Here is a 22,395-nt window from a genome sequence, read left to right on the forward strand (position 1 = left end):
GCCCTAAGGGCTCGTAAAGAATCAACACGTTGGTTTGGTCTCTGTCGTGAGGGTCGCGCCGTGTGCGGTGGCGTGGACGAGGAGTCCTGCCAGGGTGCTGAGGTGTGCTGCTGGGGGCTGGGGTGTGTGCGTGCTGGTCCATCAGTCGTCGGATCTCGCTGGTGGTGTGGCGGATGGTGTCCTTGCTGACGGCGAAGAGGTGGGCCAGCACGGTAGGCGGCAGAGCGAGGTTTTGTTGCAGCACGGTGGCCAGGACCCGGTCGGCCAGGTCGAGTTTGGCTTTGCGGCCGCCGCCCGGGGCCCGGCGCCGGGTGCCGCCGTCGCGTCGGGTGGCCGGGTCCTGTTTCTGCAGCGCCTGCCAGCCAGGGGTCAGGGTCTCGGTCAGCTCGGCCAGTGCGGTGCAGGTCATGCCGGTCAGCGCGGGATGTGACAGGGCACCGCGGTCGAAGACCGCCGCCGGCCCGGGCGTCGGCCTGGTGGGGTCTGCCGGGCTGGCGGGGTGGGGGTGCACGGTGTAGTTCCATTCGCCGTGGAAGGCATGTCCGGTGACCGGCGCCGCGTTCAGCTCGGTGTCGCTGACCTTCACACCGGTGGGATAGGTGCCGGTGTCGAGTTCGGCGTGGACGGTGAGACCGGTGCGGGTGGTGGTCGCGGCGATGGACTGCACGACGACCTCGTGGCTGTTCAGCGCTCTGCCGCGCCAGTTCATGGTGATCGCGGAGAACAGCCGATGCTCCACCTTGTTCCACTTCGATGTGCCCGGCGGCATGTGGCAGACCGTGACGGCCAGGCCGGTCCGGGCGGCGAACGCGGCCAACTCGGTCTTGAAGGCCCGGGTGCGGTAGCCGTTGGAGCCGCCGGCATCGGCAGTGATCAACAGACGTCTGGCCTGCGGGTAGTCGAGGCGTCCTTGCCCGTTCCACCAACGGCGGATCGATTCGACCGCGAAGGCTGCGGTGTCGTGATCCGTACCGACATTCACCCAGCCGGTGTCCGCCGCCAGATCGTAGATGCCATAAGGCAGGGCCTTGCCCAGTGCATCGCTGGGGAAGTCATGGACGTCAACCCGCACGGGTTCACCGGCCGGCCGCCATTGACGTCCCGCATTCTTGAAATCCCCGACGACTTCCTTCTTTTTCGTGTCCACACTGACCACCGGCTCGCCCTCCGCCTGATGGTCCTTGACCTGGTCGTTGATGTACCGGAACTGCGCGTCCCGGTCGGGGTGCTGAGCGCCCTCAAGGGTCTTGGCATTGGCCTGCAGACTGAAACCGTTCTCCCGCAGCAGCCTGCCCACGGTCGGCGCCGACGCGGTATGGCCCTGCCGCGTCAGCTCCCCGGCCAGAGACCGCAGCGACTTGGTCGTCCACCGCAGCGGCGACATCGGATCCCCCGCTCATCCGGCTCGACCAGCGCCAGCAACGCCGGAACGAGCAGCCGGTCAAGCTTCTCGGCGCTCTTGCGACCGCCGCCGTCCCGGCGGACCCGGCCATCGGGCAGTGGGTCCTCACCGCCCTCCAACTCGAAGACACCCTTCCGCACCGTCGTCTCGCTCACCCCTGCGGCACGCGCGACGGCCCGGACCCCACCGTGCCCCAGCAGCCGGGCCTCGGCGGCCAGCGCCAGCCGCTGCTGCCGCTCATTCAGATGAGGGAACAACACTCCGAATCTCAGGGCAAGTTGGTCACGAACCTCACTCGGTATGCGCACACCACACCAACGACAGGGAGACCGTGAAGCAACGTGTTGATTCTTTACGAGCCCTAACCTCGCGCTTTCATGAGCGTGCTCGTCCATGCCTTGATCAAATAAGCAGAGAGTGCTTCTGACCTGCAACGATGGGACTTGTCTAGGGTCCTGTTGGCTGCACGGAAAGAAGCACTCTCCAGGTGAGTAAGCGTATCGGGTTGTACCCACGTGTCCGCGTCGAGGGCGGCGGCAGAGGGGCGGTCTCGCAGGCCGGGGCGGTGCTGCTGGTCGAGACGGTCCGCACGTTGGGCCTGGACGATGCGATATCGGCGGCGCTGGCGCCCTGGCGCAAGCCGCGGACGATGCATGATCCGGGCAAGGTCCTGCTGGATATCGCACTCGCGACGGCTCTGGGCGGGGACTGCCTCGCTGATGTCGCCATGCTGCGGGCCGAGGCCGACGTGTTCGGTCCAGTGGCATCGGACCCCACGGTCTCCCGGCTCATCGACGCGCTCGCCGCGGCCGGGCCGAAGGCGCTCACCGCGATCCGCGCGGCACGAGCCGAAGTGCGCACGCGAGTATGGGAGTTGGCCGGTGAAGACAATCCGGCCGCCGGTGGCAGCGTGATCGTGGACATCGACGGCGTGCTGGTGCTTGCGCACTCCGAGAAGCAGGACGCCACCGCGACCTGGAAGAAGACCTTCGGTCACCATCCGCTCGTTGCGTTCGTCGACCACGGCCAGGCCGGTTCCGGGGAACCGGTGGCCGCGCTGCTGCGGCCTGGCAACGCAGGCTCCAACACCGCGAGCGATCACATCGAAACCACCCGCCTCGCCCTGGCCCAACTGCCCAAACACCTGCGGCGGGGACGGCAGACGCTGGTCCGCACCGACTCCGCCGAGCGGCACCCACGCCTTCCTCGACTGGCTCTCCCGCCGCGGCCGGTGGCTGTCCTACTCGGTCGGAATGACCATCACCGACGCCATCCACCAGGCTGTGCTGAAGATCCCGAAACGGGCCTGGACACCGGCCTACGACTCCGACGGCACCGAACGGCCCGGCGCCTGGGTCGCAGAGATCACCGACATGCCCGACCTGAGCACCTGGCCCAAGGGCATGCGGCTGATCGTCCGCAAGGAACGGCCACACCCCGGCGCCCAGTTGCGCTTCACCGACGTTGACGGGCTGCGACTGACCTGCTTCGCGACCAACACAAAGGGCGGCCAGCTCGCCGACCTCGAACTGCGTCACCGCAGGCGGGCCCGCTGCGAGGACCGCATCCGAAACGCCCGCGATACCAGCCTGCGCAACCTGCCCCTGCACGACACAGCCCAGAACCGGATCTGGCTGGAGATCGTCTCCATCGCGCTCTACCTCCTCGCCTGGATGCCGATGCTCGCCCTGACAGGCGAAACCCGCCGTTGGGAGCCGAAGCGCCTCCGCCTCCGCTTGTTTTCCGCCGCCGCCCAGCTCGTGAACACCGGCCGCCGCCGCTGGCTCCGCCTGGCCGCCCGATGGCCCTGGACATCCGTGATCACCAGCGCCATGGACCGGCTCCAGGCCCTACCGAACCCCGGCTGACCAGTAAATTCACCCGTCCCAACAACCTGCACGACCACCCCGGGAGTGGAACCCGGCGCCCACCCGACGCGACAACCGGGCCACCAACATGCCCTCGCACATCCGCAACAGCAAAACGGCCCGACGGAAGAACCGACGGACCGTCATGCAAGATCGAGGCTAAGCTTGGCTTAAACCCAATACCGTTCAGTTAAGGGTCAGGGCGGTACTGTGGGGGCATGCCGCGTTCTGGTTGGGTGAAGCCGTCTTCTGGTGTCCGGTTGTCGGATTTGGTGTCTGTGGGGTTGCTGACGCGGGTGTTTCCCGCGGACGTGGTTGACGCGGTGATCGAGGAGGCGGGGCGTACTGAGCGGCGTCGCCGGTCGTTGCCCGCACGGGTAATGGCGTACTTCTCGATCGGGATGGCGCTGTATTCCGATGACTCGTACGAGGATGTGTTCGCGCAGCTCACGGACGGGCTGTCGTGGGCGTCGGGGTGGTCCGAGTCGTTCCCGCCGCCGTCGAAGTCGGCGATCTTCCAGGCCAGGTCTCGTTTGGGGTTCGAGCCGGTGCGGGATCTCTTCGCGCGGGTCGCACGTCCGCTGGCGGGGCCGGGCACGCCGGGGTCGTGGCTGGCGGGGCGTCGTCTGGTGGCGGTCGATGGGACGTGCCTGGACGTGGCGGACACGTCAGTCAACGCAGAGTTCTTCGGGCGGCCCGCTTCAAGCCGAGGGGAGCGGGCCGCGTTTCCGCAGGCCCGCCTGGTGGCATTGGCTGAATGCGGCACCCATGCGGTCTTCGACGCTGTTACCGGCCCGTGCGGTGTGTCGGAGATGGAGTTGTCCCGGCAGCTCGTCGGGCGGCTGGAGCCGGGCCAGCTGGTCCTGGCCGACCGGGGTTTCTACGGGTTCCGCCTCTGGCAACAGGCCGCAGCCACGGGCGCGGATCTGCTCTGGCGAGTGAAGACGAACCTGAGGCCCCGGTACCTGGAAACCCTGGCCGACGGGTCGTGGCTGGCCCGGATCGTCCCGACATCGGGAACGAACCGGGCCACGACGGATCCACTCACGGTCAGAGTGATCGACTACACGATCGATGACGGCCGGGACAACCCCGAGGAATACCGGCTGCTGACCACGATCCTCGACCCTGCCGAGGCCGGCGCCGAGGACCTCGCAGCCGCCTACGCCCAACGGTGGGAAATCGAGACCACCTTCGACGAGCTGAAGACCCACCAGCGCGGGCCCCGCGCGGTACTGCGCTCGAAGGCCCCCGACCTTGTCCAGCAAGAAATCTGGGGACACCTGTGCTGCCACTACGCCATTCGCACCCTGATGGCCGACACCGCCGCCCACGCCGGCCACGACCCCGACAGAGTCTCCTTACGCGCTTCGAGTACTGCAAGGCGAGTGGATCACGGACTCGATGACGTACGCAGCCGACGAAGATCCGGTGCTCTACTTCGGGGCCGCCCTGGAAATTCCCGAACGGGTCGTCCGGGCCCGCGCCTACGCCTCGGCCCTGGGCTGGTACCGCCTGGTGGTCAACGGCAAGGACCTGACCGGGGCGAGCCTGGTGCCACGCTTCACGCCGTTCGAGCAGGAGGTCGAGTACCGCGAGTACGACCCGGCCGGCGCGATCGTCCCCGGCATGAATCTGTTCCACCTGGTGGTCGCCGACGGGCGTTTCCGTGGCCGCCTCGGGTTTCTCGCACGCCGCTGCGTCTACGGGCCGGAACTGGCGGCATACCTGCACTTGGAGCTGGAGTTCGCCGACGGAACCCGACGCACGTGGGGCACGGACGCCACGTGGACCGTGGGCCGCGGGCCCGTCGTGCGTGCCGACCCGAAGTTCGGTGAGTTTGCAGATCTGCGTATCCCTGCGCCGTGGAGTCAGCCTCATGACCACGCTCAGTCGCGCCCGGTGCGTCCGTTCTCCCCGCACTCCCGGCAGCTGATCGCTGAGCAGGTACCACCGGTCACTGCCGTGAAAGAGCTGACACCGGTTTCGGTGTGGCGATCCCCCAGGGGACGCCAACTGGTTGATTTCGGGCAGAACTTCGCCGGCGTCGCGCGCCTGCGCCTCACCGGCCGGGCGGGCACCTCTGTCCGCGTCACCTATAGCGAGCTCATCAGCCCTGACGGCGAGCTGGACACGCAGTGGATTCTGAGCGACAGGAAAAAGCCGTGGTACCAGCGTGACGAGGTCATCATCGGCGCCCCGGGTGAGTGGTTCGAACCGAGCTTCACCATCCACGGCTTCCGTTACCTGGAGATCGAGGTCCTGGATCAGGACCTGGCGCCCAACGACATCGTGGGCGTGGTTCTGTCCTCCGAGCGGGACGCGGTCGGGTTGGCCGCTCGTAGCGTGCCGTAGGACGCCGGTCCGGGTGACTCAGGGTGAAGCCGCGGGGCGGACCGGCATCGACGACATGCAGCGCGTCGACCGTTCCGCGCTCCTCCGCGGTGGTCATGATGACCGGCACGCCCTCGAAGACTGCACCGGGCCGTGACCTGCCTGGCCGGGCGGTGCCCGCGCGCAGCAGTGTCAGCGGCTTCCCTTAGGTTCGTCCCATGAGTTCTTCTCTGAGCGTCTACCTGCTCGACGTGGCCGCTACGCGCGCCTTGGTCGGATCCCGCGACAACCAGTTGCTGGAGGCGATCCGCAACGGCTTCGGGGACGACCTGGCACGCGACGACGACTATTTCAGCGACGCGATCGAGGAAGGCGCCCCCACGGCATACGAGGCACTGCGCGCGGTCATCGACGGCGAGCCCTTCAGTGAGGATAGGGACCACGCCTTCCAGTACGGCTACGCCTACAAGCGGCTGTGTTCGCTCACCGGCTCGTTCTTGGACAACGACCGTTTTACGCCGCACCGGGGTGACTGGCTGTCGGTGGTCGACGAGGGCCTGAATGCTCTGGGCGTCACCGCCGTGTCTGTTGAGGACTTCAGCTACAGCGACCTGCCCGATCCTCTGCCGTACACATTCATACCGGGCTGCGGCGAGTGGACGCCCGATCACATCGCACAGGCGCTGGAGCAGTTCGAGGCCACCAAGCGGGCGGTCGACGAGTCGGGCCAGGCGCCACCGCTGGAGTCTGAGGTCGTGGAGGCCGTTATGCAGTGTCTCGGCTGGATGCGGCACGCCGCGGGACGGCCTGGCTTTGGAGTCATCGGCTTCCGGTCCTGAACGCGAACACCGACGCCAGGCCCTCGTACGGCACCTCGGTGAGCAGTACCGCCGACTGTCCGAGCGCTTCCTGATGCCGAACGGGGTGTCGCTGGAGAACCGGCGCGACCCGCATTCGCTGCTGATCTCCACGGTGCCCCGGATCGGGGCGCGGACGGAGAAGAAGGTCACCGGGACGGGGAGCTGCGGTGGGCTTGGGCGAGGAGCCGTTCCCAGGTACGGGTTGATCCGCCGTACTGGGCGGCGAGAGCGGCCGCGAGGCGGGTACGGGGGACGTCCTCGGCGGTTTCGAGTGCCTCGGTGGCGGTGCGCAGGCGGGGGTCGCCTTCGTAGGCGTGGGCCTTGAGGGGCCCGTTCCCTGTGCCCGGGGGGCGTCCGCCTCCCTTTCCCTGCCGGGGAGGGGCGTTGCGGCGTTTCTCGACGTCGCGTCGGGCCCAGAGTCGGAGGCTGTAGACGGTTGTGCCGGGCGGGAGGTAGCCCTGGGTCGCGTAGGCGCGGACGGTGCTTGCCGCGACGTCGAGCAGGGCGGCGGCCTCCTCGTCGTTGAGGAGGTCGTCGGGGTGTTCGCGGGTGGGCAGGGCGGGGATGGGCCGCCCGTCGAGGTGGGCCTGGGCCTGGGCGAGGTCGTAGACCAGGACGCGACTGTCGGGGAAGAGGGTTGGCACGTGCTGGCGGAATGCGGGGGCGTCGCGGCGCCGCCAGGTGGCGATGGGTACGCCGGCCTGCTGGGCGATGTCGGCTTCGTTGATCACGGGGCGGCTGTGGGGGATCACGGGCGGTTGGCTTCTCTCGGGTGTTCCGGCGGACGGGCTACGCTGGTGGGACTTCCTCGGCTGGCGGTGACGTCTGCGTGGATGTTGGTCAGGGGCCGGTGGTGTGCCGGGTCGCTTCTCGCAAGTGGCTCTCCGCCGGCCCCTTCTCTGTCTCCCTCTTCCAGCGGCGGACCTCGCGCGGGTTGGCTGAACTTTCGGCTGCGGGCGATGGGCTGGCAGACCGCGCGCGCCTGTGCCGTCAGCTCATCGCGGAGCGCACCTGAGGAAGGCCACGGTTTCGCGCAGACGTTTCGCTGCCCGGGTTGACTTTAAATGGAGGCCGATTCCACTGCCACCGGATCGGGCACGGTCAATTTCGACGACGAGTCGCCGAAGTACACGGACGGCGGCCCGTACCCCGGTACCGACTACTCCGGCAAGGTGCCGGGCGACGACGCCGAGCTGACCCATTCACTGATCGACGAGTACAGCCGCAGCTTCCCCGGCAAGAACATCATCGTGGCGAAATCGTTCAACAACCTCTCCTTCTCCGGGGTGTCCGGCCTCGAACATCTTGCGGTGGTGGACGGTGTCGATGTGTTCGCCCTCGACAGCGGAACCATCACCAACAAGGGGGACGGCGGCTGGAAGAACTGGGGTTTCACCGGCAACTTCGAGTACGCCGAGGACGCGAAGGAGGTGACCTTCGGCGACCGGTGAGGTAGAGGTCGACCGCGCGCCCGTCGAGGGCTGAGGGGTGCCGTCGGAGACGCTGATCGGAGGACTGCCCACCACCTGGCCGGGCGCAAGGACCTCGGACGGTGGGTAAACGTGCAGCGGTTCGGGTGGGAGCAGCTCCTACCCGAACAGCAGTGGATCCTGGAGAACACCCTCACGGGTGCTGTTACGTTGTTGGGTTGCAGGTGCCTGACGGTGCGTCGTGGCCTGGTGGGGCCCGCGGTCCGGGCCTGTGGTCAGGCTGTGGTGGGCCGGCCGGCAGCGCCGGTGATCTGGTCCCAGATCGCGAAGCGGACGGTCATCTCGGCTCGGTGGTCGGAGGCGGTCATCAGGTGGCGGTGAGGGCGGAAGTGGGGTGAGATGCCGCTGAACGCGGACAGGAACCGCTGGGCCCCGCCGACGGAGCGGAATCCCTTAATGGCACGTTCGCGCTGCCGGGTAGGCTGATGACTGTTCTCGGCCCGGTTGTTCAGGCCCTTGTGGGCACGGTGTTCCACCGAGGGCATGACCTCGCGGTGCGCCGCGCCGTAGGAACGGAGCTTGTCGGTGACGACCACCCGCGGCACCGTACGGGTCTTCTTCATCAGGCGGCGGAAGAAGCGTCCTGCCGCGGCCTTGTCCCGGCGGCTCTGCAGGAGGATGTCGAGCACGTTGCCGTCCTGGTCGACGGCCCGCCACAGGTACTTCTGCTCTCCGTTGTTCTTCACGAAGACCTCGTCCAGGTGCCACTTGTCCCCGGGCCGTGGCCGACGGCGGCGCAGTCCGTCCGCGTAGGCCTGGCCGAACTTGGCGGACCAGCGGCGGATGGTCTCGTAGGAGACGATGACGCCGCGCTCGAGCATCAGCTCCTCGACCTCGCGGAAGGACAGCGGGAAGCGGAAGTACAGCCATACCGCGTGCGCGATCACCTCCACCGGGTACCGGTGGCCCTTGTACGACGGCGACGCGGACGACACGAACGAATCTCTCCCCGGCACGACCAACCAGAAGATCATCCCACCCGGCCAGTCAACGTGACAGTGCCCTGGAGCACTGTGCGGTAGTTGCCGACGTGTGGTCAGAAGGTGAAGGCTTCGCTGATGGCGTGGCTGTCCTCGTACATGCGGTAGCCGGTGATCTTGCCTTCGGCTGCGGTGATGTGGAGGGCAAAGTGGTTGGTGAAGGTCTTGCCGGTGGCCAGGACCCCGAAGCGGTTGTGGCCGATGACCACGGCGTGGTCACCATCGACGACGGTCGTGGCGACGACGTACTCCTTTGCGGGGGTGAGGTGCCGGCCGAAGGAGGCGAAGAACGCGGCGATGTCGTCCTTGGTGGTGCGGTTTCCGGCCCAGGGGACGTTGGGAGCGCCGCCGACGTGGAAGGCAATGTCGTCGGCGAACAGGTCCAGCAGGGCGGGCATGTCGCCTTCGCCGAAGCGGGCGAAGAATGCGTCGACAACGTCACGGGTGCTGGCCTGGGCGGTGATGGTGCTCATGGTGGTTCCGTTCTGTGTGGTGTGTGTCGTGCGGGTGGGATGGGTCCTGCCTGACGCAGGCCGGGGAGCCGGCGGTCTGGCTGCCGCAGGGCAGAAGCTGCGGGGCGGGTCAGGGGGCGATGGAGAGGACGATCTTGCCGGTGGTGCGGCCGATCTCGCCCAGCGTGTGGGCCCGGACGGCTTCTTCGAGGGGGAAGACCGCGTCGACAATCACGCGCAGGTGGCCGTCCTCGACCAGGGAGGTGATCTCGCGCAACCCCGCATGGTCGGGCTCGACGAGCATGAACACCGCCCGGATACCGGCCGCCTCGGCCTCCTTCGCGGGGAAGGTGTCGTCCAGCGGCAGGATCGAGATCAGCGTGCCGCCCGGCCGCAGCGTTTGCAGGGACCGGGCCCAGTTGGGGCCGCCGAGGGTGTCCAGGACGACATCGACGTCGCGGAGGGTCTCGGCGAAGTCCTGGGTGCGGTAGTCGATCAGCTCGTCGGCGCCCAGCGAGCGCAGCAGCTCGTGCTTGGCCGCGCTGGCCGTGCCGATGACGTACGCGCCGCGGGCCTTGGCGATCTGCACGGCCAGGTGGCCGACGCCTCCGGCGGCCGCGTGGATCAGGACGCGCTGGCCGGGCTGGACGTTCGCGGTGTCCACCAGGGCCTGCCAAGCGGTCAGCGAGGCCAGCGGCAGGGCGCCGGCCTGGATGTGGTTCAGGCCGTTGGGGCGCGGGGCGAAGTGGCGGGTCGGGGCGGCGACGTACTCGGCATAGGCCCCCGCCGGGTGCGGGAAGCGCGGCATCCCGAACACCTCGTCGCCGACCTCGAAGAGTGTCACCCCGCCGCCGACCGCCTCGACCACCCCAGCGACGTCGAAGCCCAGGGTGAACGGCGGCCTGGCTCCGGTGGCGAACACGCCGCGCTCGCGGGTCTTCCAGTCGGCCGGGTTCACGCCTGCCGCGTGCACCCGGACCAGGATCTCGCCCCGGCCCGGGACCGGACGCTGCGTCTCGACGGTCTTGAGGACCTCCGGGGCTCCAGCGGCGTCCTGGGAGACGGCGCGCATGGTCGAGGGGCTGGTGGCCTGGTCCATGATGACGTGCTCTTTTCAGCAGTGCGTTTCTTGTCGTTCGTGCCGTTTCTCCTGGGCACGTCCTAAGACTGCCTGGGAGGAAAGACCCCCAGTAGTGGCCCGATGGCCATGGAGTGAAAGGATCGGGTCATGCACCACATTGGCGTTCTGGCCCTGGAAGGTGTCGTCCCCTTCGAGCTCGGCATCCCCGCGCGGATCTTCGGCGCCGCCCGCGACGGCACGGGCAACCGGCTCTACTCCGTGACCACGTGCAGCCTGGACGGCCACCCCGTCCGCACCGAGGCCGACTACCAGCTCACCGTCTCCCACGACGCCTCCCTGCTGACCACCGTCGACACCGTCGTCATCCCGCCCTCCCACGCGCTGGGCCCCATTCGCGAGGAGGGCCGCCTGCCCGACCCCCTGCGCGAGGCCCTGGCCGCCATCCGCCCCGAAACCCGGATCGTGGCGATCTGCACCGGCACCTACGTGCTGGCCGCCGCGGGGCTGCTAGACGGCCGCCCCGCCACTACCCACTGGCGCGAAGCCGACCGCCTGCAGCGCATGTTCCCCACCGCGCGCATCAACCCTGACGTCCTCTTCATCGACGACGGCGAGATCCTCACCTCTGCCGGGGTCGCCGCCGGAATCGACCTGTGCCTGCACATCGTCCGCCGCGACCACGGCAGCGAAATCGCCAACGAGGTCGCCCGCTCGTGCGTCGTACCGCCCTGGCGCGACGGCGGACAGGCTCAGTACATCCAGCGCCCCGTCCCCGACCCCACTGCCCCCGGCACCGCCCCCACACAGGCGTGGATCATGGAACACCTCGCCGAACCCGTCACTCTGGCCGATATGGCCGCCCACGCCAACGTCAGCGTGCGCACCTTCACCCGCCGCTTCCGCGACGAGGTCGGCACCAGCCCCGGCCAGTGGCTCGTCCGCCAGCGCGTCGACCTGGCCCGGCACCTGCTGGAGACCACTGACTGGCCCGTCGACCTGGTCGCCGGCCGCGCCGGATTCGGCACCGGTGTCTCCCTGCGCCAGCACCTTCATGCCGCCATCGGGATCACACCCCAGGCATACCGCCGCACCTTCCGCCCCACCCCCGCAACGCTGGGGGGTGGCTAGTAGGGCTTTGTTACGTATCTGGGCAAGTGGTCGCCTTGATGGTTTCCTGCAGTTATGAGGGCGGATGAACTCGCGGCGTGCAGGGCCCGGTTGGAGGAGTTCGCTGGGGAGGTGTTCGCGCCTTTGGCGCGTGCTGATCAGCGGAGGAAGGGCGGGCTGTACCTGCGGGGCCTGCTGCTGGACGGGCATCGGAAGTCGATGCAGCCGATGGCTGGTCGGCTGGGTGTGGACCACCAGCAATTGCAGCAGTTCATGACCTCGTCGACCTGGCCGGTGGACACGGTTCGTGCCAGGCTGGCTCGCAGGGCGGTGGCTGTGGTCCGGCCGCAGGTGTGGGCCGTGGACGACACCGGGTTCCCGAAGGACGGAAGGTCCTCGCCCGGGGTGGCCAGGCAGTACTCCGGCACCCTGGGCAAGGTCGGGAACTGCCAGATAGGGGCCTTGACCCCTGATCTTGAACACGGGTTATGCGGATTCGGCCAGCGTAGTTGATGTTGTTCGGAGTGCTCGCTCGTAGGCGATGGGGCTGCGATGTCCGAGGCGGGAGTGGCGTCGGACGGTGTTGTATCGGTGGAGCCAGCGGAGGAGGTCCAGGTGGGCCTCGTGCTCGGTGTCCCAGGCCCGGCGGCCTTGGAGGGTCTCCCGTTTGCAGGTCGCGTTGAACGACTCGGCGAGTGCGTTGTCCGCGCTGGAGCCGACCGCGCTCATGGACTGGGTGACGCCGGCTTCGCGGCAGGCATCGGCGAAGGCCCGGCTGCAGTACTGGGCCCCGTGATCGCTGTGGAAAATGGCGCCGGTGAGATTGCCGCGGGTCCGTTCGGCCGCATGCAGGGCGTCGATGACGAGGTCGGCCCGCATGTGGTCGGCGATCGCCCACCCCGCCAGGCGCCGCGAGGCGAGGTCGATCACGGTCGCCAGGTAGCGGAACGTCCCGCCGCTCAGCGGCAGATAGGTGATGTCGCCGACGTACTTGGTGTTGACGTCGGTGGCGGTGAAGTCGCGGCCGATCAGGGCCGGGACCTTCGCGACGGTGAGGTCGGGGACGGTGGTGCGGTGCCGGCGGCGCAGGCGGAGCCCGGCCAGGCCGATGGCCTTCATGACCCGGGCGACGCGTTTGTGGTTCACCACCTCACCCCCGTCGCGAAGCTCGGCGGTGATCCTCGGGACACCGTAGGTGCCGTCCGAGGCTCGGTGGACGGTGCGTATCAGGGTGGCAAGCCGTGCGTCGGCCGCCTGCCGGGCTGCCCGCAGCGACGCCGTCCGGCGCCAGTAGTAGAAGGTCGACCGGGCCAGGCCCAGCACACGGCACAACCGCTTCACGCCGTATCGGCGCTGGTGGTCCTCAACGAACTGGCAGCGGTTCACCAGCCCGTCTCCGCCGCGAAATAGCGGGCCGCCTTGCGCAGGATCTCGCGTTCCTTCTTCAGCTCGGCGTTTTCCCGTCGCAGGGCGGCGACCTCGGCTTCCAGCGCCGACGGCACTACCGGGGCTGAAGACGGGGCGGTCGAACGGCGGCCCCGCGGGCAGCCGGAGCCGGCCACCCGGATCCAGTTCCGCAGGGTCTCCGGGTTGATCCCCAGGTCCGCGGCAACCTGCTTGATCGTCGCTTCCGGCCGCGACTCGTACAACGCGACCGCATCCGCCTTGAACTCGGCGGAGTAGTGCTTCATGACCACGACACGTCCATCTCTCAGATCCTCAAGATCCACTATCTCGAGTGTCCAAGATCAGGGGTGAGGGCCCAAGGCCGGGTAGTTAGCGTTTTCGCTGGTCACGCAAGGGGAGTTGGGGTCCATGTTGTGGCGGCGTAGAGGCCGGGGCCGAGTTTGTGGATGAGGCCGGTCTCGGCCCATCTGGAGGCGCCAGAGGCGGTCGGGGTCCTTCTCGAGCAGGGCCAGGATTCGGTGCCGGCGGCGCTTGGCGAGGGCGGTGTGCCGGTCGTCGCGGGAGACGGCGGGGAGCTGAGGGTGGGATTCCGGAGGCTCGAGGATGTTGATGTCGAGACCGGTGACGGTGCAGGTGTTGTCGGGCCTGCCGTCCTCGTGGCGGGTGCTGTAGCGGGACATCGGTGACTTGACCTTGCGGGTGCTGACCCGCTGGCGTCTGGGCGGGAGGAGGCGGGTCAGGATCCGGTGGCCGATCAGTCCGGGACGACCGGCATCGACGGGGTCGGTGATGACGGCGGCGGCCTGGACGACCTGGTCACGGGCGGTCTGGAGGGCGACGGTGAAGCAGCAGCGGTCCGGGTCGGTGCCCGGCAGCGACTCCGCGGCCTCGACCATCACGGTCCGCAGGGTCTGGTAGAGAGTGAGCAGGGCCCACATCTCCTGTTCGACGCCGGCCGGGTCGCCCGAACGCAGGACGCGCCCGTTCATGATCGTGTGGCGGAGCGCGTAGTACGCCGATTCGTGTTCCCACCGCTGGTGGTAGAGACCTGCCAGCACGGCCGCCGGGTAGCGGCGGGCGTCGGTCAGGGTAGTGACCAGCCGGTAGGAGCCTGCGAAGACGGTCCCGCCCGCGCAGGTCACCGTGATGGTCGCGTCGATGACACGGACTTTCTCCGTACCGATCACCGACAGGTACGAGCCGTCACCGAGACGCGTCAGGACCGGAGTGCGGCGGTTGGCCCGGAGCCGGCCCAGCACCTGAGCGCCGGTCGCGTTCACGGCAGCGAGGAAGCTGTTGCCGTCGAAGCCCTTGTCCCACAGGACCAGCATGTCCGGCCGCAGCAGATGCAGTAGCCGTGAGGCGTAACCGGTTTCGCCGCCGGACGGTGGCCCGAACACCGCGCCGATGAGCGCCCTGGTCCCGGTCTCGACCAGCGTCATCAACTCCATGGTCGGATAGCCGTGGTGAGACGTCCGCCCCAGCCAGCCCCGGTTCCGCTCGGAGTCGGCGACCTTCTGTGAACTGCACCCGTCGAACGACACCGTCCGGAACGGACCGAATCGCACCCCCGGTGTCGTCGGCCGGGCCAGCGGACCGGCCAGCACCTCGAACAGTGCCCGAACCGGTGCGGCTCCAAGCCGACGGCGCAGATCACGCAGGGCCTTCGGCGTCGGACCGGCCACCGAAACCCCGTCCAGGCCCGCCGCCAGCTTGTCCCAGACCAACCGGTATCCGACCTCGGGGAACAGGCACATCGCGAGCAGGAAGTACACCCCCACCCGCGACGGGAGATCACGCAGTCGCCGCTGTATCGACCGCGTCTCCTCCAGGACCGCGTCGACCAGCTCAAACGGCACGACGGCTGTCAGCTCGCCCAGATGCCCCGGCGCGAACCGGCCCGCCGCCACGGTGACCGTACGGGTGATGGCCACTACCGGGGCCGAAAGGACATGATGAAACGGCAACGGACCTCCTCGGGAACAAGCTGTCTTGGACGACTGTCTGTACCAACGAGCTCCGTTGCTCCACGCCGAGAATCCCTCAACGGGCTTGCGTGACCAGCGAAAACGCTAACTACCCGGCCTTGGGCCTTGACCCCGGGTTTTGGACACCGGAGAGACTTTCGCGTTTCAGCTCGATACCCGAGACCAGAAGGACGCGGTCGGCCGCGTAGTGAGGGCAGCACAGGCGGTGCCACGTCAGGGTGAGGCGGTCCCGGCTGCGATGCAGGGTTGCGGTCCCTGCGCGACCCGGACAAGGTTCTGGACAAAGCCGAGGCGGAGTAACGGATGCGCTGCTACGTCCCTCTGACGAGGTCGGGACGGGGTGCCGTCACACAGGGACGGGCATATTGTCCGTATATGGGTGACGTGCGGTGCGGCTGGTGCGGTGCGCGGCTGTCGGGATCCGAGGCCCGCGGGCGCCGGTACTGCCGGCCGGCTCACCGGCAGGCGGCTTGGCGGGCCCGGCGCCGTTGGCGGGAGGCAGCGCCCGCGCGGAAAGGGGTGGCCGCGGCCGGTGAGCTCCTGTTGCTGCACGTCACAAGCGTCGCGCGGCTACCCGTGGAGCCGCCTCGCCCGGGTTCGCCCGTGGGCTGGAACTGCGCTGCCGTGGCCCGGGTATCTGATCTGGCCGGACAGCTGGTCCGTGCGGCGGTGCTGGCGGATCGGCGGGCCGGGGCGAGCTGGGCACAGATCGGTGCGGGGCTGGGGATCAGCGCCGAGGCGGCCCGCAGCCGCTTCGGGCGCAGCCGCAGAGCCGCGCCTGCCGGCCGGGGCGGGTGACGGCCATGCGGGGCCCTGCTGTCCCTGCAAGTGCTGCCGGCCCCGGAAAGGGGCTGCTGGATGCGGTCCTGGTCGACGTCATGCGGGATACCGGCGCATCGGTGGGCCTGGTGTTTCTGCTGCCGCCGGGGGAGCGGGTGCTGCGGCTGGTGCTGGCTTCCGGGATGTCCCGGGAGATCGCCGCTCCCTGGGCCCGTGTTCCCATCAATGCGGCGATCCCGGTGGCGGACGCCGTGCGCCAGAGGTGCCTGGTCTGGCTGGGCAGCCAGGAGGAGATCGCCCGCCGCTACCCCCGGGTCGGCATCGTCCTGCCGTACGACTTCAGGGTCGCCGCAGCCCCGATCACCGACGGCACCACCGTGTGGGGCGGCATCGTGCTGCTGTGGCCCGTCCGGCACCCGGCGCAGCTCAGTGCGGCCGAGCAGGAGACGATCACCGCCTGCTGCCGGCGCGCGGCACCGCTCTTGCAACAGGCCGCCGACAGCGGCCGTCCGCTGGGGTTCGCCGACGAACCCCGTCTGCTGCCTGCGCTGCACTCCCGCGAGGCCGACTCGGCCCGGGCCGTGGCCGCCCTGGACTGTGCCGAGCGGCTGCCCGTGGGCTGCTGCGCGCTCGATCTGGACGGCCGACTCACCTACATCAACCCCGCCGGCGCCGGACTGGTCGGTGCCGGTGCCGCCTCCCTGCTGGGCAAACGCCCATGGGAGGTACTTCTGTGGCTGTACGACCCGGTGTTCGAAGACCGCTACCGGGAGGCGGTGGTCTCCCGGCAGCCCACCTCCTTCACCGCCAGGCGTCCGCCCGACATCCGGCTGTCCTTCCAGCTCTACCCTCATGACAGCGGCATCAGCGTCCACATCACCCCCACCGCCGGGGATCCGACCGCCACAGCGGCCAAGGCCGCGGCCCCATCCCCCGCCGGGCTCGTCGGCGCGACGGGGCTGTACCACCTGACGCACCTTGCCACCGCCCTAGCCGAGGCCGTCAGCGTGCAGGACGTGGTCGAACTTGCCGCCGACCAGATCGTGCCGGCCTTCGGCCCGAAGGCGCTGGCTCTTCTCACGGTGAACGACGGACGGCTGCGGATCACCGGCTACCGAGGCTACAGCCCGGAACTAATGGACCGCTTCGACGCGGCCCCCCTGACCTCTGACATCCCCGCTGCACATGTCATCACCACAGGTGTGGCCAGCTTCTTCGCCACCTTCACCGATCTCAAGAGGGCCTACCCTCCTGCCGTGCACCAGGACGAGATGGCAGGCTGGGCCTTCCTCCCCCTGATCGTGTCAGGACGCCCGGTCGGCTCCCTGGTCCTCGCCTACGACCAGCCTCGGCCCTTCCCGCCCGCCGAGCGGGCCATGCTCACGTCATTGACCGGCCTGATCGCCCAGGCCTTGGACCGCGCCCGCCTCTACGACGCCAACCACACTCTCGCCCACACCCTGCAGACCGGACTGCTGCCGCACACCCTCCCGCGCCTCACTGGCTTTGACGTCGCCGCCCGCTACCGGCCAGCCGGTCACGGCATGGACATCGGCGGCGACTTCTACGACCTCATCGTCTGCACACCCACGACGGCCGCCGCGGTGATCGGCGACGTGCAAGGCCACAACACCACCGCCGCCGCCCTCATGGGACAGGTCCGCACCGCCGTCCACGCCTACGCCGCCACCGCCAGCGCCTCCCCCGGCGCGGTCCTCGCCTGCACCAACCGCCTCCTGGCCGACCTCGACCCCGGCCTGTTCGCCAGCTGCCTCATCGCCCACCTCGACCACACCCACCACCGCGCGCTTCTCGCCACGGCCGGACACCCCCCGGCCCTGCTCCGCCACCCCGACGGGCACACCGACATCCTTCGCGTGCCGCCAGGGCTGCTGCTGGGCATCGACCCGGACGCCGACTACCCCACCACCGAGATCCCCCTCCCTCCCGGCGCCGTCCTCGCCCTGTACACCGACGGACTCGTCGAAACCCCCGGCACCGACATCGACGACGCCACCAACACGCTCGCCGGCCACCTGGCAGCAGCGGAACCCGAGAACCTCGACGCCCTCGCCGATGTCCTCCTCCACCACGCCGAACAATCCGCGCCGGGTGCAGATCCAATGAGGGTTCTGGCGATCAAGCCGCTGGTATGAGCGTGTCGCGGTATCGGGCCTGGTGGTTGCGCGTGAACTCCTGTGTCTCGTGCCAGGCCCAGTAGGTGTCGAAGTCGCCGTTGCTGCGCAGGGCACGGAGTTTCAGGACGGCTTCGGCGCCGGAGAGGCCCCAGCGGGCTCCGGTGATGTCGAGGCGGTCTTTGACCAGGTGGCGGCACGCCCCCTCGATGATCCCGGTGGCGATCGGGAAGCCTTCGGTCAGCGCGGTGTCGTAACGCAGGTAGGCGGCCTTGTTCTTCAGGTAACCGACGGCGTCGTCGATACCCTTGCGTGAGCCAGGCCTGAGCCCGACGGCGTCGGCGGCGGCGCTGATCGAGGCCGCGGCCTGCTCGGAGCCTCCGGCCAGGATGGTACGGGCCTGTCCGGCGACCCAGGCCTCGGCCGCGCGGTCGCCGGCCGGGTGCAGGCAGTGCGCGGCGCCCCACAGGTATTCGAGCACGTGGATGATGTCGATGACGATGTGCACGGTGACGTTCCGGCGTGCTGCCTCGGCTCGGATGAGGTCGAGCTGGTGCCGGGCGCCGTCGACCAGCACGACCCAGGTCCGGCGGTGGGCGGGGTCGCGGGCTTCGGCCTGGTCGAATACCGCGGCGATGACTTGTTCGGCGGTGTCGTTCACCGAGCCGCACAGCCACTTGGACCTGGCTCTCGGTCCCGGGCGACACTCCTTCGCGGGGTCGGCGGGGTCGGCGATGATGTCGTCGACGCCGCGGACGGCGGGCTCGGTGTCGTAGACGGTGCCCAGGGTGGCCATCCGTTTGCGGCCGTGCTTCTCCCCGGGCGCGAGCCTGGTCGCCATCTTGTTGCCGCTCTTGGTCGCAGCGGCCTTCGCCGTGGCCTCGCGCAGCGCCTCGGGCCTTATCACCACGCCCTTGCCGTCGGTGGACAGCACCAGCAGCGTGGCGTCGGTGCACGGCTCGGGCACCAGGGCCTGGTAGAAAGCGTCGATGCCGGCCGCGGCGGCCACGGCGAGCTCCTGGACCTGCCTGTGGCCGACCCCGGCGCCGGTCAGCGCGTTGACGCGGTCGACCGCCTCGGCGAAGGAGCCGCGGGCGGACTCGGTGGCGGCGAGCCTGGCCAGCCCATGGCTGTGCATCCCGGCCGGCATGTTCAGCGCGGCGTCGGCCAGGTGCAGATCCGCCGAGCCGGTGGCCCGGTAGGCGATCCGGGTCGCGGTGACCTTCCCGAACACCGTGGCCAGGATCCGGCGTCGGCCCCGCTCGATCCGGGTGCGTTCAACCCCGGTCTCATCGACCACCTGCCCGGCCCGCCGCTCGCGCACCGCGCGCAGATCCAGATGGTCCTGGAACAGCTGCCGGGTCACCTCGCGCATGCGCGCCGCGAGCAGGTCTTCCAGCCCTGAATGCGTCAACGCGGCGGCGTCCGGCGACGTCAGATCCTTGGCGACCTGCTCGAACAGGCCGCGGGCGGCGGCGAACGCGGTCTCGGCCACCGCCGGACCGCCGGTCTCCAGGGCGGCGCTCACCAGCCCAACTCCCGTCCGTCCACCCTGAACAGCCCCGGCGCAGTCTCGGCCAGGATCCCCCGCTCCACCAGGCGCTTCAGCTTCGAGCGCATGCCCTCCACGTGACGGGCCTCGGTCTGAAGCCCCAGCTCCACGCACACGTCCTTGCACCGCCACGCCGACCCCGACGTCGCGAACAGCGCGGTGATCCGCTGGTAGTCCGGCGACATCACCGTCACATCGCCCGCGGCCTCGGCGGCCAGCAGCGCCGCGGCAACATCGACCGGCCCGGACGCCGCCGGCACGGAGACATCACGTGTGGCCACCGGACCGTCGGCCAGCACCTGCTTCACCGTCTCCCGCGTGATCTGCAACCGGGACAGTTCAGCTTCCGCCTGGGACACCGCTTCGGAAAGCTCTGCGATCTGCTTGCGCAACTCCGCGACCCTGGCCCGGCATTCACTCTCTCTGGCATCCAACGCGGCCATCAACGACGGCACCACACCACCCCGCCTCACCCGGTGCCCGCACCCACGGCCGGCTCACCTCGCCGACGTTAGAGACCGCCCCACACCGGCACATCCCGAACCTCTGCGAATCACCCCAACGAAGCACCCTCACAAGATCTGCACCCATCGAAGTTAGTCGGGTGGAGTGGGCTGACCTGGGGCGACTGAGTTGGATGTCAAGGGGGAGGCTGGCCATTCACTCAGGAGATGCCCGACAGCGGTTGAGAGTGAAGGCCGTATATGAGGATGCTTGCACGGCAATTAGCGCTGGTCACGGCTCCGCTAGCAGGCGAGGCTTCCGCCTCATGGGTCGACCGGATGGCGCGGCTGAATAGGTCTTCGCCAGCAGCGGTCGCAGATTCTGATGGGCCCCTTGCGTGGGAGCTATCAGTTGAGCCTGGGTGCGTCATTGCTTGATCGCGATCCCGCCCCGGTGACGCACCCAGGCACGCTCCTGCCCGTCGGTTGTAGCACCCGACGGGCAGGAGCGTGACCACACGAAGGAGGCTGAACTGTCCACCCCTCAGCGCCTGTCGGCTGGCCGGAGTCTCCTATCGAGCCTGGAAGGGTTCGGGTGGGACACCCCGGCAACGGTCATCGTCAGGCGAAGCGCATCCCAGGCCGACAAGGGTGCGTTCGATGGGGTCTACCTCGCAGTAACTGCCGCTCCGGGCATGGGCGCCAGCTTGTCGGCTTCGACGACGGCGGCGTTCCAACTGAACTCGTTGTTGTCGCTGAAGTAGTAGTAGGTGGCGCCGTTCGGCATCATCGCGACGGTGATGCCGCCGTATCCCGACATGAAGGGTACGTAGAAGGGGCTGGTGTAGGCGGGGTTGTCGGCGGAGGTGAACTCCTGGCCCCAGAAGCCGTTCTGGTACTTCATGGGCTTGGTGCCGGTGGTGGTCATGCCCGGGGCCTCCGGTGTGCGTTGCATGGTGGCCGCGAGCAGTGTCGGGTCGAGTATCTGCGTGCCGTTGACGGCGCCGTGGTCGTTGTTGAGAAACTTCGCGAACCGGGCGATGGAGTCCTGCGTCCAGAACATGCCGTAGCCGCCGAAGGGCACCCCGCCGGGGCTGTTGTCGGTGCGGGAGGAGACGAGGGAGTCGGGCCCGACGCCGATGGGTTCGAGCACGTCGTCGCGGAGCATGTCGAAGATGTCGGCGTCCGAACCGGCCTTGTCCCGCAGGTAGTTGTTCATTGCGCGGGTGGCGAGGAAGGTGTCCGAGGTGTGGTAGACCCACTTGCTGCCGGGGCTGGCCTTACGTGGGAAGGACAGGGCGAGTCGCATCTTGTCGGCGTAGGGCTCGGCTGCGAAGAAGTCCGCCATGGTGCGGCGCGATTCGTCGGTCTCGTAGCCGGGCGAGGTGTAGTTCCCGGTGGCCATGTCGAGGGTGTGGTCGAGTGTGACGCCGCTCCAGGCAGTGTTGCCGGCGGTCTCGGGGATGCGGTTGGAGAGTTTCTCCTGGGCCACGGCCGGGCTGTAGCGCTGCGCCAGACGCAGCATGGCTGTTCCCGCGAACGCCGACTTCGCGGTCGAGTACGAGGGCAGCAGCATCTGGCCGCAGAACGGGTACTCCCCTTGCCGCGTGCGACAGTTGCCCACGTAGTGGACTCCGCCGAAGTAGAAGCCGAAGGTGCTCAGCGCGGACGGCGTGATGCCGGAGCCGAACTTCGTCACGTCCACCCCACTGTCCGGGTAGTCGGTGGCCAGCGCCGAGATGGGCTTGGCCGGAAGCCGGTCCCCGACCTCGGCGGCGTACGCGTCGCGCCGGTTCTCGGCGCCGTCGACGGGTCCGGGCCGGTAGTCGGCCGTTACCTGGCCCCACATGTCGAACTGGAAGTACTCGCAGGTCTCCGTGGTGATCTGGTAGCGGACCTCGGAGATCGATGTGGCGTCGAAGAGGAACGTCAGGGCGCCGTTGTGCACGCAGTTGGCGTTGCGCTCGACGAGCGCGAACGGCAGGGAGGCACGGGTGCGTTCGCCGTCGCCGTCCTCGTTCCACGCGCGGCCGGGTCCCACCGCCAGGTTCCACGCCGGGTTCCCCGTGTACTGCAGCCCGCGCTTCGCCGGGACGAGGTGGCTGCCGTTCTGCACGAGGGCGACGTCGATCGGCGGCAGGTGTCGGGTTGCCGCCGTGTCTCCGTATCCGTTCGGGTCCTTCAGTGCGCGGAAACCGCCGGCGGTGGAGAGCCCGTCGAGGGTGAGGGTGCCTTCGAAGCTGTGGGTGGGTGGCGCCGCTTGCGCCGGCAGGGCGAAAGCGCTGTCGGGCACGGTGTCCTCGGCGCTGCCCCCGGTGAGTTGGCCGGCGGTGAGTTCGGTCCGGTTCACCGCACCGCTTCCGGTGAGCGGATCACCCGGTACGGGTGCGGTTGCGGGCGCCGCCATCGTCGGCAGCGGGACGGCGAACAGCCCCGCGAGCACGGCGGCAGTGGCGGCGGCACGGCGTAGCCGCCGGGCATGGAACGGTCTTGGCATGGTCCGAGGTCCTCTCGGG

16 protein-coding genes and 4 pseudogenes are annotated in these 22,395 nt (G+C 68.9%); 10 read left to right on the top strand and 10 right to left on the bottom strand.

The genetic code is table 11. The features are described 5' to 3' along the window. Positions 1-21 precede the first annotated feature (21 nt). Positions 22-1,710 (bottom strand): annotated as a pseudogene (locus tag OG978_RS00580) (ISAzo13 family transposase). 179 nt (positions 1,711-1,889) lie between these two features. Between OG978_RS00580 and OG978_RS00585 the strand changes: the two are divergent. The 5 genes and pseudogenes from OG978_RS00585 to OG978_RS00605 all read left to right on the top strand — a co-directional run bounded on the left by OG978_RS00585 (position 1,890) and on the right by OG978_RS00605 (position 6,443). After that, positions 1,890-3,270: pseudogene (locus OG978_RS00585) on the top strand (IS1380 family transposase). A gap of 218 nt (positions 3,271-3,488) precedes the next feature. After that, a pseudogene (locus OG978_RS00590) lies at positions 3,489-4,658 on the top strand (IS4 family transposase); the annotation flags it as partial. Positions 4,659-4,674: 16 nt separating this feature from the next. After that, positions 4,675-5,625 carry a family 78 glycoside hydrolase catalytic domain gene (locus OG978_RS00595; protein WP_326763312.1) on the top strand — a complete coding sequence of 317 codons (951 nt, stop codon included), beginning with the start codon at positions 4,675-4,677 and terminating at the stop codon, positions 5,623-5,625. A 13-nt stretch (positions 5,626-5,638) separates the two neighbouring features. Further along, the gene (locus tag OG978_RS00600) at positions 5,639-5,761 is read left to right on the top strand and encodes a hypothetical protein (RefSeq protein ID WP_326763313.1); all 123 of its coding nucleotides are present in this window, start codon (positions 5,639-5,641) and stop codon (positions 5,759-5,761) included. A 61-nt stretch (positions 5,762-5,822) separates the two neighbouring features. Beyond that, on the top strand, positions 5,823-6,443 hold the full coding sequence (locus OG978_RS00605; protein ID WP_326763314.1) for a DUF7691 family protein: 621 nt from the start codon (positions 5,823-5,825) through the stop codon (positions 6,441-6,443). A 167-nt stretch (positions 6,444-6,610) separates the two neighbouring features. Here the strand turns inward: OG978_RS00605 and OG978_RS00610 are convergent, their stop codons facing one another. Continuing rightward, positions 6,611-7,195, bottom strand: a complete 585-nt coding sequence (locus OG978_RS00610) for a DNA-binding protein (RefSeq protein ID WP_326763315.1) — start codon at positions 7,193-7,195, stop codon at positions 6,611-6,613. A 333-nt stretch (positions 7,196-7,528) separates the two neighbouring features. Here OG978_RS00610 and OG978_RS00615 point away from each other — a divergent pair, with 333 nt between their 5' ends. Next, positions 7,529-7,915 (top strand): hypothetical protein, encoded by a 387-nt coding sequence (locus tag OG978_RS00615; protein ID WP_326763316.1) that lies wholly within the window; start codon positions 7,529-7,531, stop codon positions 7,913-7,915. A gap of 254 nt (positions 7,916-8,169) precedes the next feature. Here OG978_RS00615 and OG978_RS00620 read toward each other — a convergent pair whose 3' ends face one another. The 3 genes from OG978_RS00620 to OG978_RS00630 form a co-directional block, all read right to left on the bottom strand. Further along, complete coding sequence (locus OG978_RS00620) at positions 8,170-8,928, bottom strand: IS6 family transposase (RefSeq protein ID WP_326763317.1); 759 nt, start codon at positions 8,926-8,928, stop codon at positions 8,170-8,172. A 62-nt stretch (positions 8,929-8,990) separates the two neighbouring features. Beyond that, a complete protein-coding gene (locus tag OG978_RS00625; RefSeq protein WP_326763318.1) occupies positions 8,991-9,407 on the bottom strand; it encodes a nuclear transport factor 2 family protein in 417 nt (138 codons plus the stop codon). A gap of 109 nt (positions 9,408-9,516) precedes the next feature. Beyond that, positions 9,517-10,485 carry an NADP-dependent oxidoreductase gene (locus OG978_RS00630; protein WP_326763319.1) on the bottom strand — a complete coding sequence of 323 codons (969 nt, stop codon included), beginning with the start codon at positions 10,483-10,485 and terminating at the stop codon, positions 9,517-9,519. 129 nt (positions 10,486-10,614) lie between these two features. Between OG978_RS00630 and OG978_RS00635 the strand changes: the two genes are divergently transcribed. Further along, positions 10,615-11,595 (top strand): GlxA family transcriptional regulator, encoded by a 981-nt coding sequence (locus OG978_RS00635; protein ID WP_326763320.1) that lies wholly within the window; start codon positions 10,615-10,617, stop codon positions 11,593-11,595. Between the two features lie 54 nt (positions 11,596-11,649). Then, positions 11,650-12,033: pseudogene (locus OG978_RS00640) on the top strand (transposase); the annotation flags it as partial. Positions 12,034-12,060: 27 nt separating this feature from the next. Here OG978_RS00640 and OG978_RS00645 read toward each other — a convergent pair. Both OG978_RS00645 and OG978_RS00650 read right to left on the bottom strand, forming a co-directional pair. Further along, a protein-coding gene (locus OG978_RS00645; RefSeq protein WP_326769883.1) for an IS3 family transposase occupies positions 12,061-13,271 on the bottom strand; the annotation gives its coding sequence in 2 pieces (ribosomal slippage) (positions 12,061-12,977 and positions 12,977-13,271; 1,212 coding nt in all). A 51-nt stretch (positions 13,272-13,322) separates the two neighbouring features. Beyond that, a complete protein-coding gene (locus tag OG978_RS00650) occupies positions 13,323-14,948 on the bottom strand; it encodes an IS4 family transposase (RefSeq protein WP_326763322.1) in 1,626 nt (541 codons plus the stop codon). Between the two features lie 645 nt (positions 14,949-15,593). Here OG978_RS00650 and OG978_RS00655 point away from each other — a divergent pair. Next, positions 15,594-15,767: a hypothetical protein gene (locus tag OG978_RS00655; protein ID WP_164495457.1), complete on the top strand. Its 174-nt coding sequence runs from the start codon at positions 15,594-15,596 to the stop codon at positions 15,765-15,767. A 5-nt stretch (positions 15,768-15,772) separates the two neighbouring features. Continuing rightward, positions 15,773-17,905, top strand: a complete 2,133-nt coding sequence (locus OG978_RS00660) for a SpoIIE family protein phosphatase (protein WP_442817633.1) — start codon at positions 15,773-15,775, stop codon at positions 17,903-17,905. On the opposite strand, the gene OG978_RS00665 is transcribed toward OG978_RS00660, so the two are convergent. The 3 genes from OG978_RS00665 to OG978_RS00675 form a co-directional block, all read right to left on the bottom strand. Continuing rightward, positions 17,889-19,379, bottom strand: coding sequence for an ISKra4 family transposase (locus OG978_RS00665; RefSeq protein ID WP_442817814.1), 1,491 nt, complete (start codon positions 19,377-19,379; stop codon positions 17,889-17,891). The two genes, OG978_RS00660 and OG978_RS00665, sit on opposite strands and share 17 nt — an antisense overlap. Before the next feature lie 29 nt (positions 19,380-19,408). Beyond that, positions 19,409-19,828 (bottom strand): hypothetical protein, encoded by a 420-nt coding sequence (locus tag OG978_RS00670; RefSeq protein ID WP_326763325.1) that lies wholly within the window; start codon positions 19,826-19,828, stop codon positions 19,409-19,411. Between the two features lie 718 nt (positions 19,829-20,546). Then, positions 20,547-22,376 carry a hypothetical protein gene (locus OG978_RS00675; protein WP_326763326.1) on the bottom strand — a complete coding sequence of 610 codons (1,830 nt, stop codon included), beginning with the start codon at positions 22,374-22,376 and terminating at the stop codon, positions 20,547-20,549. Between the last annotated feature and the right edge of the window lie 19 nt (positions 22,377-22,395).

Source organism: Streptomyces sp. NBC_01591 (assembly GCF_035918155.1).
GTDB lineage: Bacteria > Actinomycetota > Actinomycetes > Streptomycetales > Streptomycetaceae > Streptomyces.

What these genes read in the sequence shown, in the direction of transcription:
- OG978_RS00595 (WP_326763312.1), top strand. Translation starts at nt 4,675, where the DNA reads ATGACGTACGCAGCCGACGAAGATCCGGTGCTCTACTTCGGGGCCGCC.
- OG978_RS00605 (WP_326763314.1), top strand. Translation starts at nt 5,823, where the DNA reads ATGAGTTCTTCTCTGAGCGTCTACCTGCTCGACGTGGCCGCTACGCGC.
- OG978_RS00615 (WP_326763316.1), top strand. Translation starts at nt 7,529, where the DNA reads ATGGAGGCCGATTCCACTGCCACCGGATCGGGCACGGTCAATTTCGAC.
- OG978_RS00620 (WP_326763317.1), bottom strand. Translation starts at nt 8,928, where the DNA reads ATGATCTTCTGGTTGGTCGTGCCGGGGAGAGATTCGTTCGTGTCGTCC.
- OG978_RS00625 (WP_326763318.1), bottom strand. Translation starts at nt 9,407, where the DNA reads ATGAGCACCATCACCGCCCAGGCCAGCACCCGTGACGTTGTCGACGCA.
- OG978_RS00630 (WP_326763319.1), bottom strand. Translation starts at nt 10,485, where the DNA reads ATGGACCAGGCCACCAGCCCCTCGACCATGCGCGCCGTCTCCCAGGAC.
- OG978_RS00635 (WP_326763320.1), top strand. Translation starts at nt 10,615, where the DNA reads ATGCACCACATTGGCGTTCTGGCCCTGGAAGGTGTCGTCCCCTTCGAG.
- OG978_RS00660 (WP_442817633.1), top strand. Translation starts at nt 15,773, where the DNA reads ATGCGGGGCCCTGCTGTCCCTGCAAGTGCTGCCGGCCCCGGAAAGGGG.
- OG978_RS00675 (WP_326763326.1), bottom strand. Translation starts at nt 22,376, where the DNA reads ATGCCAAGACCGTTCCATGCCCGGCGGCTACGCCGTGCCGCCGCCACT.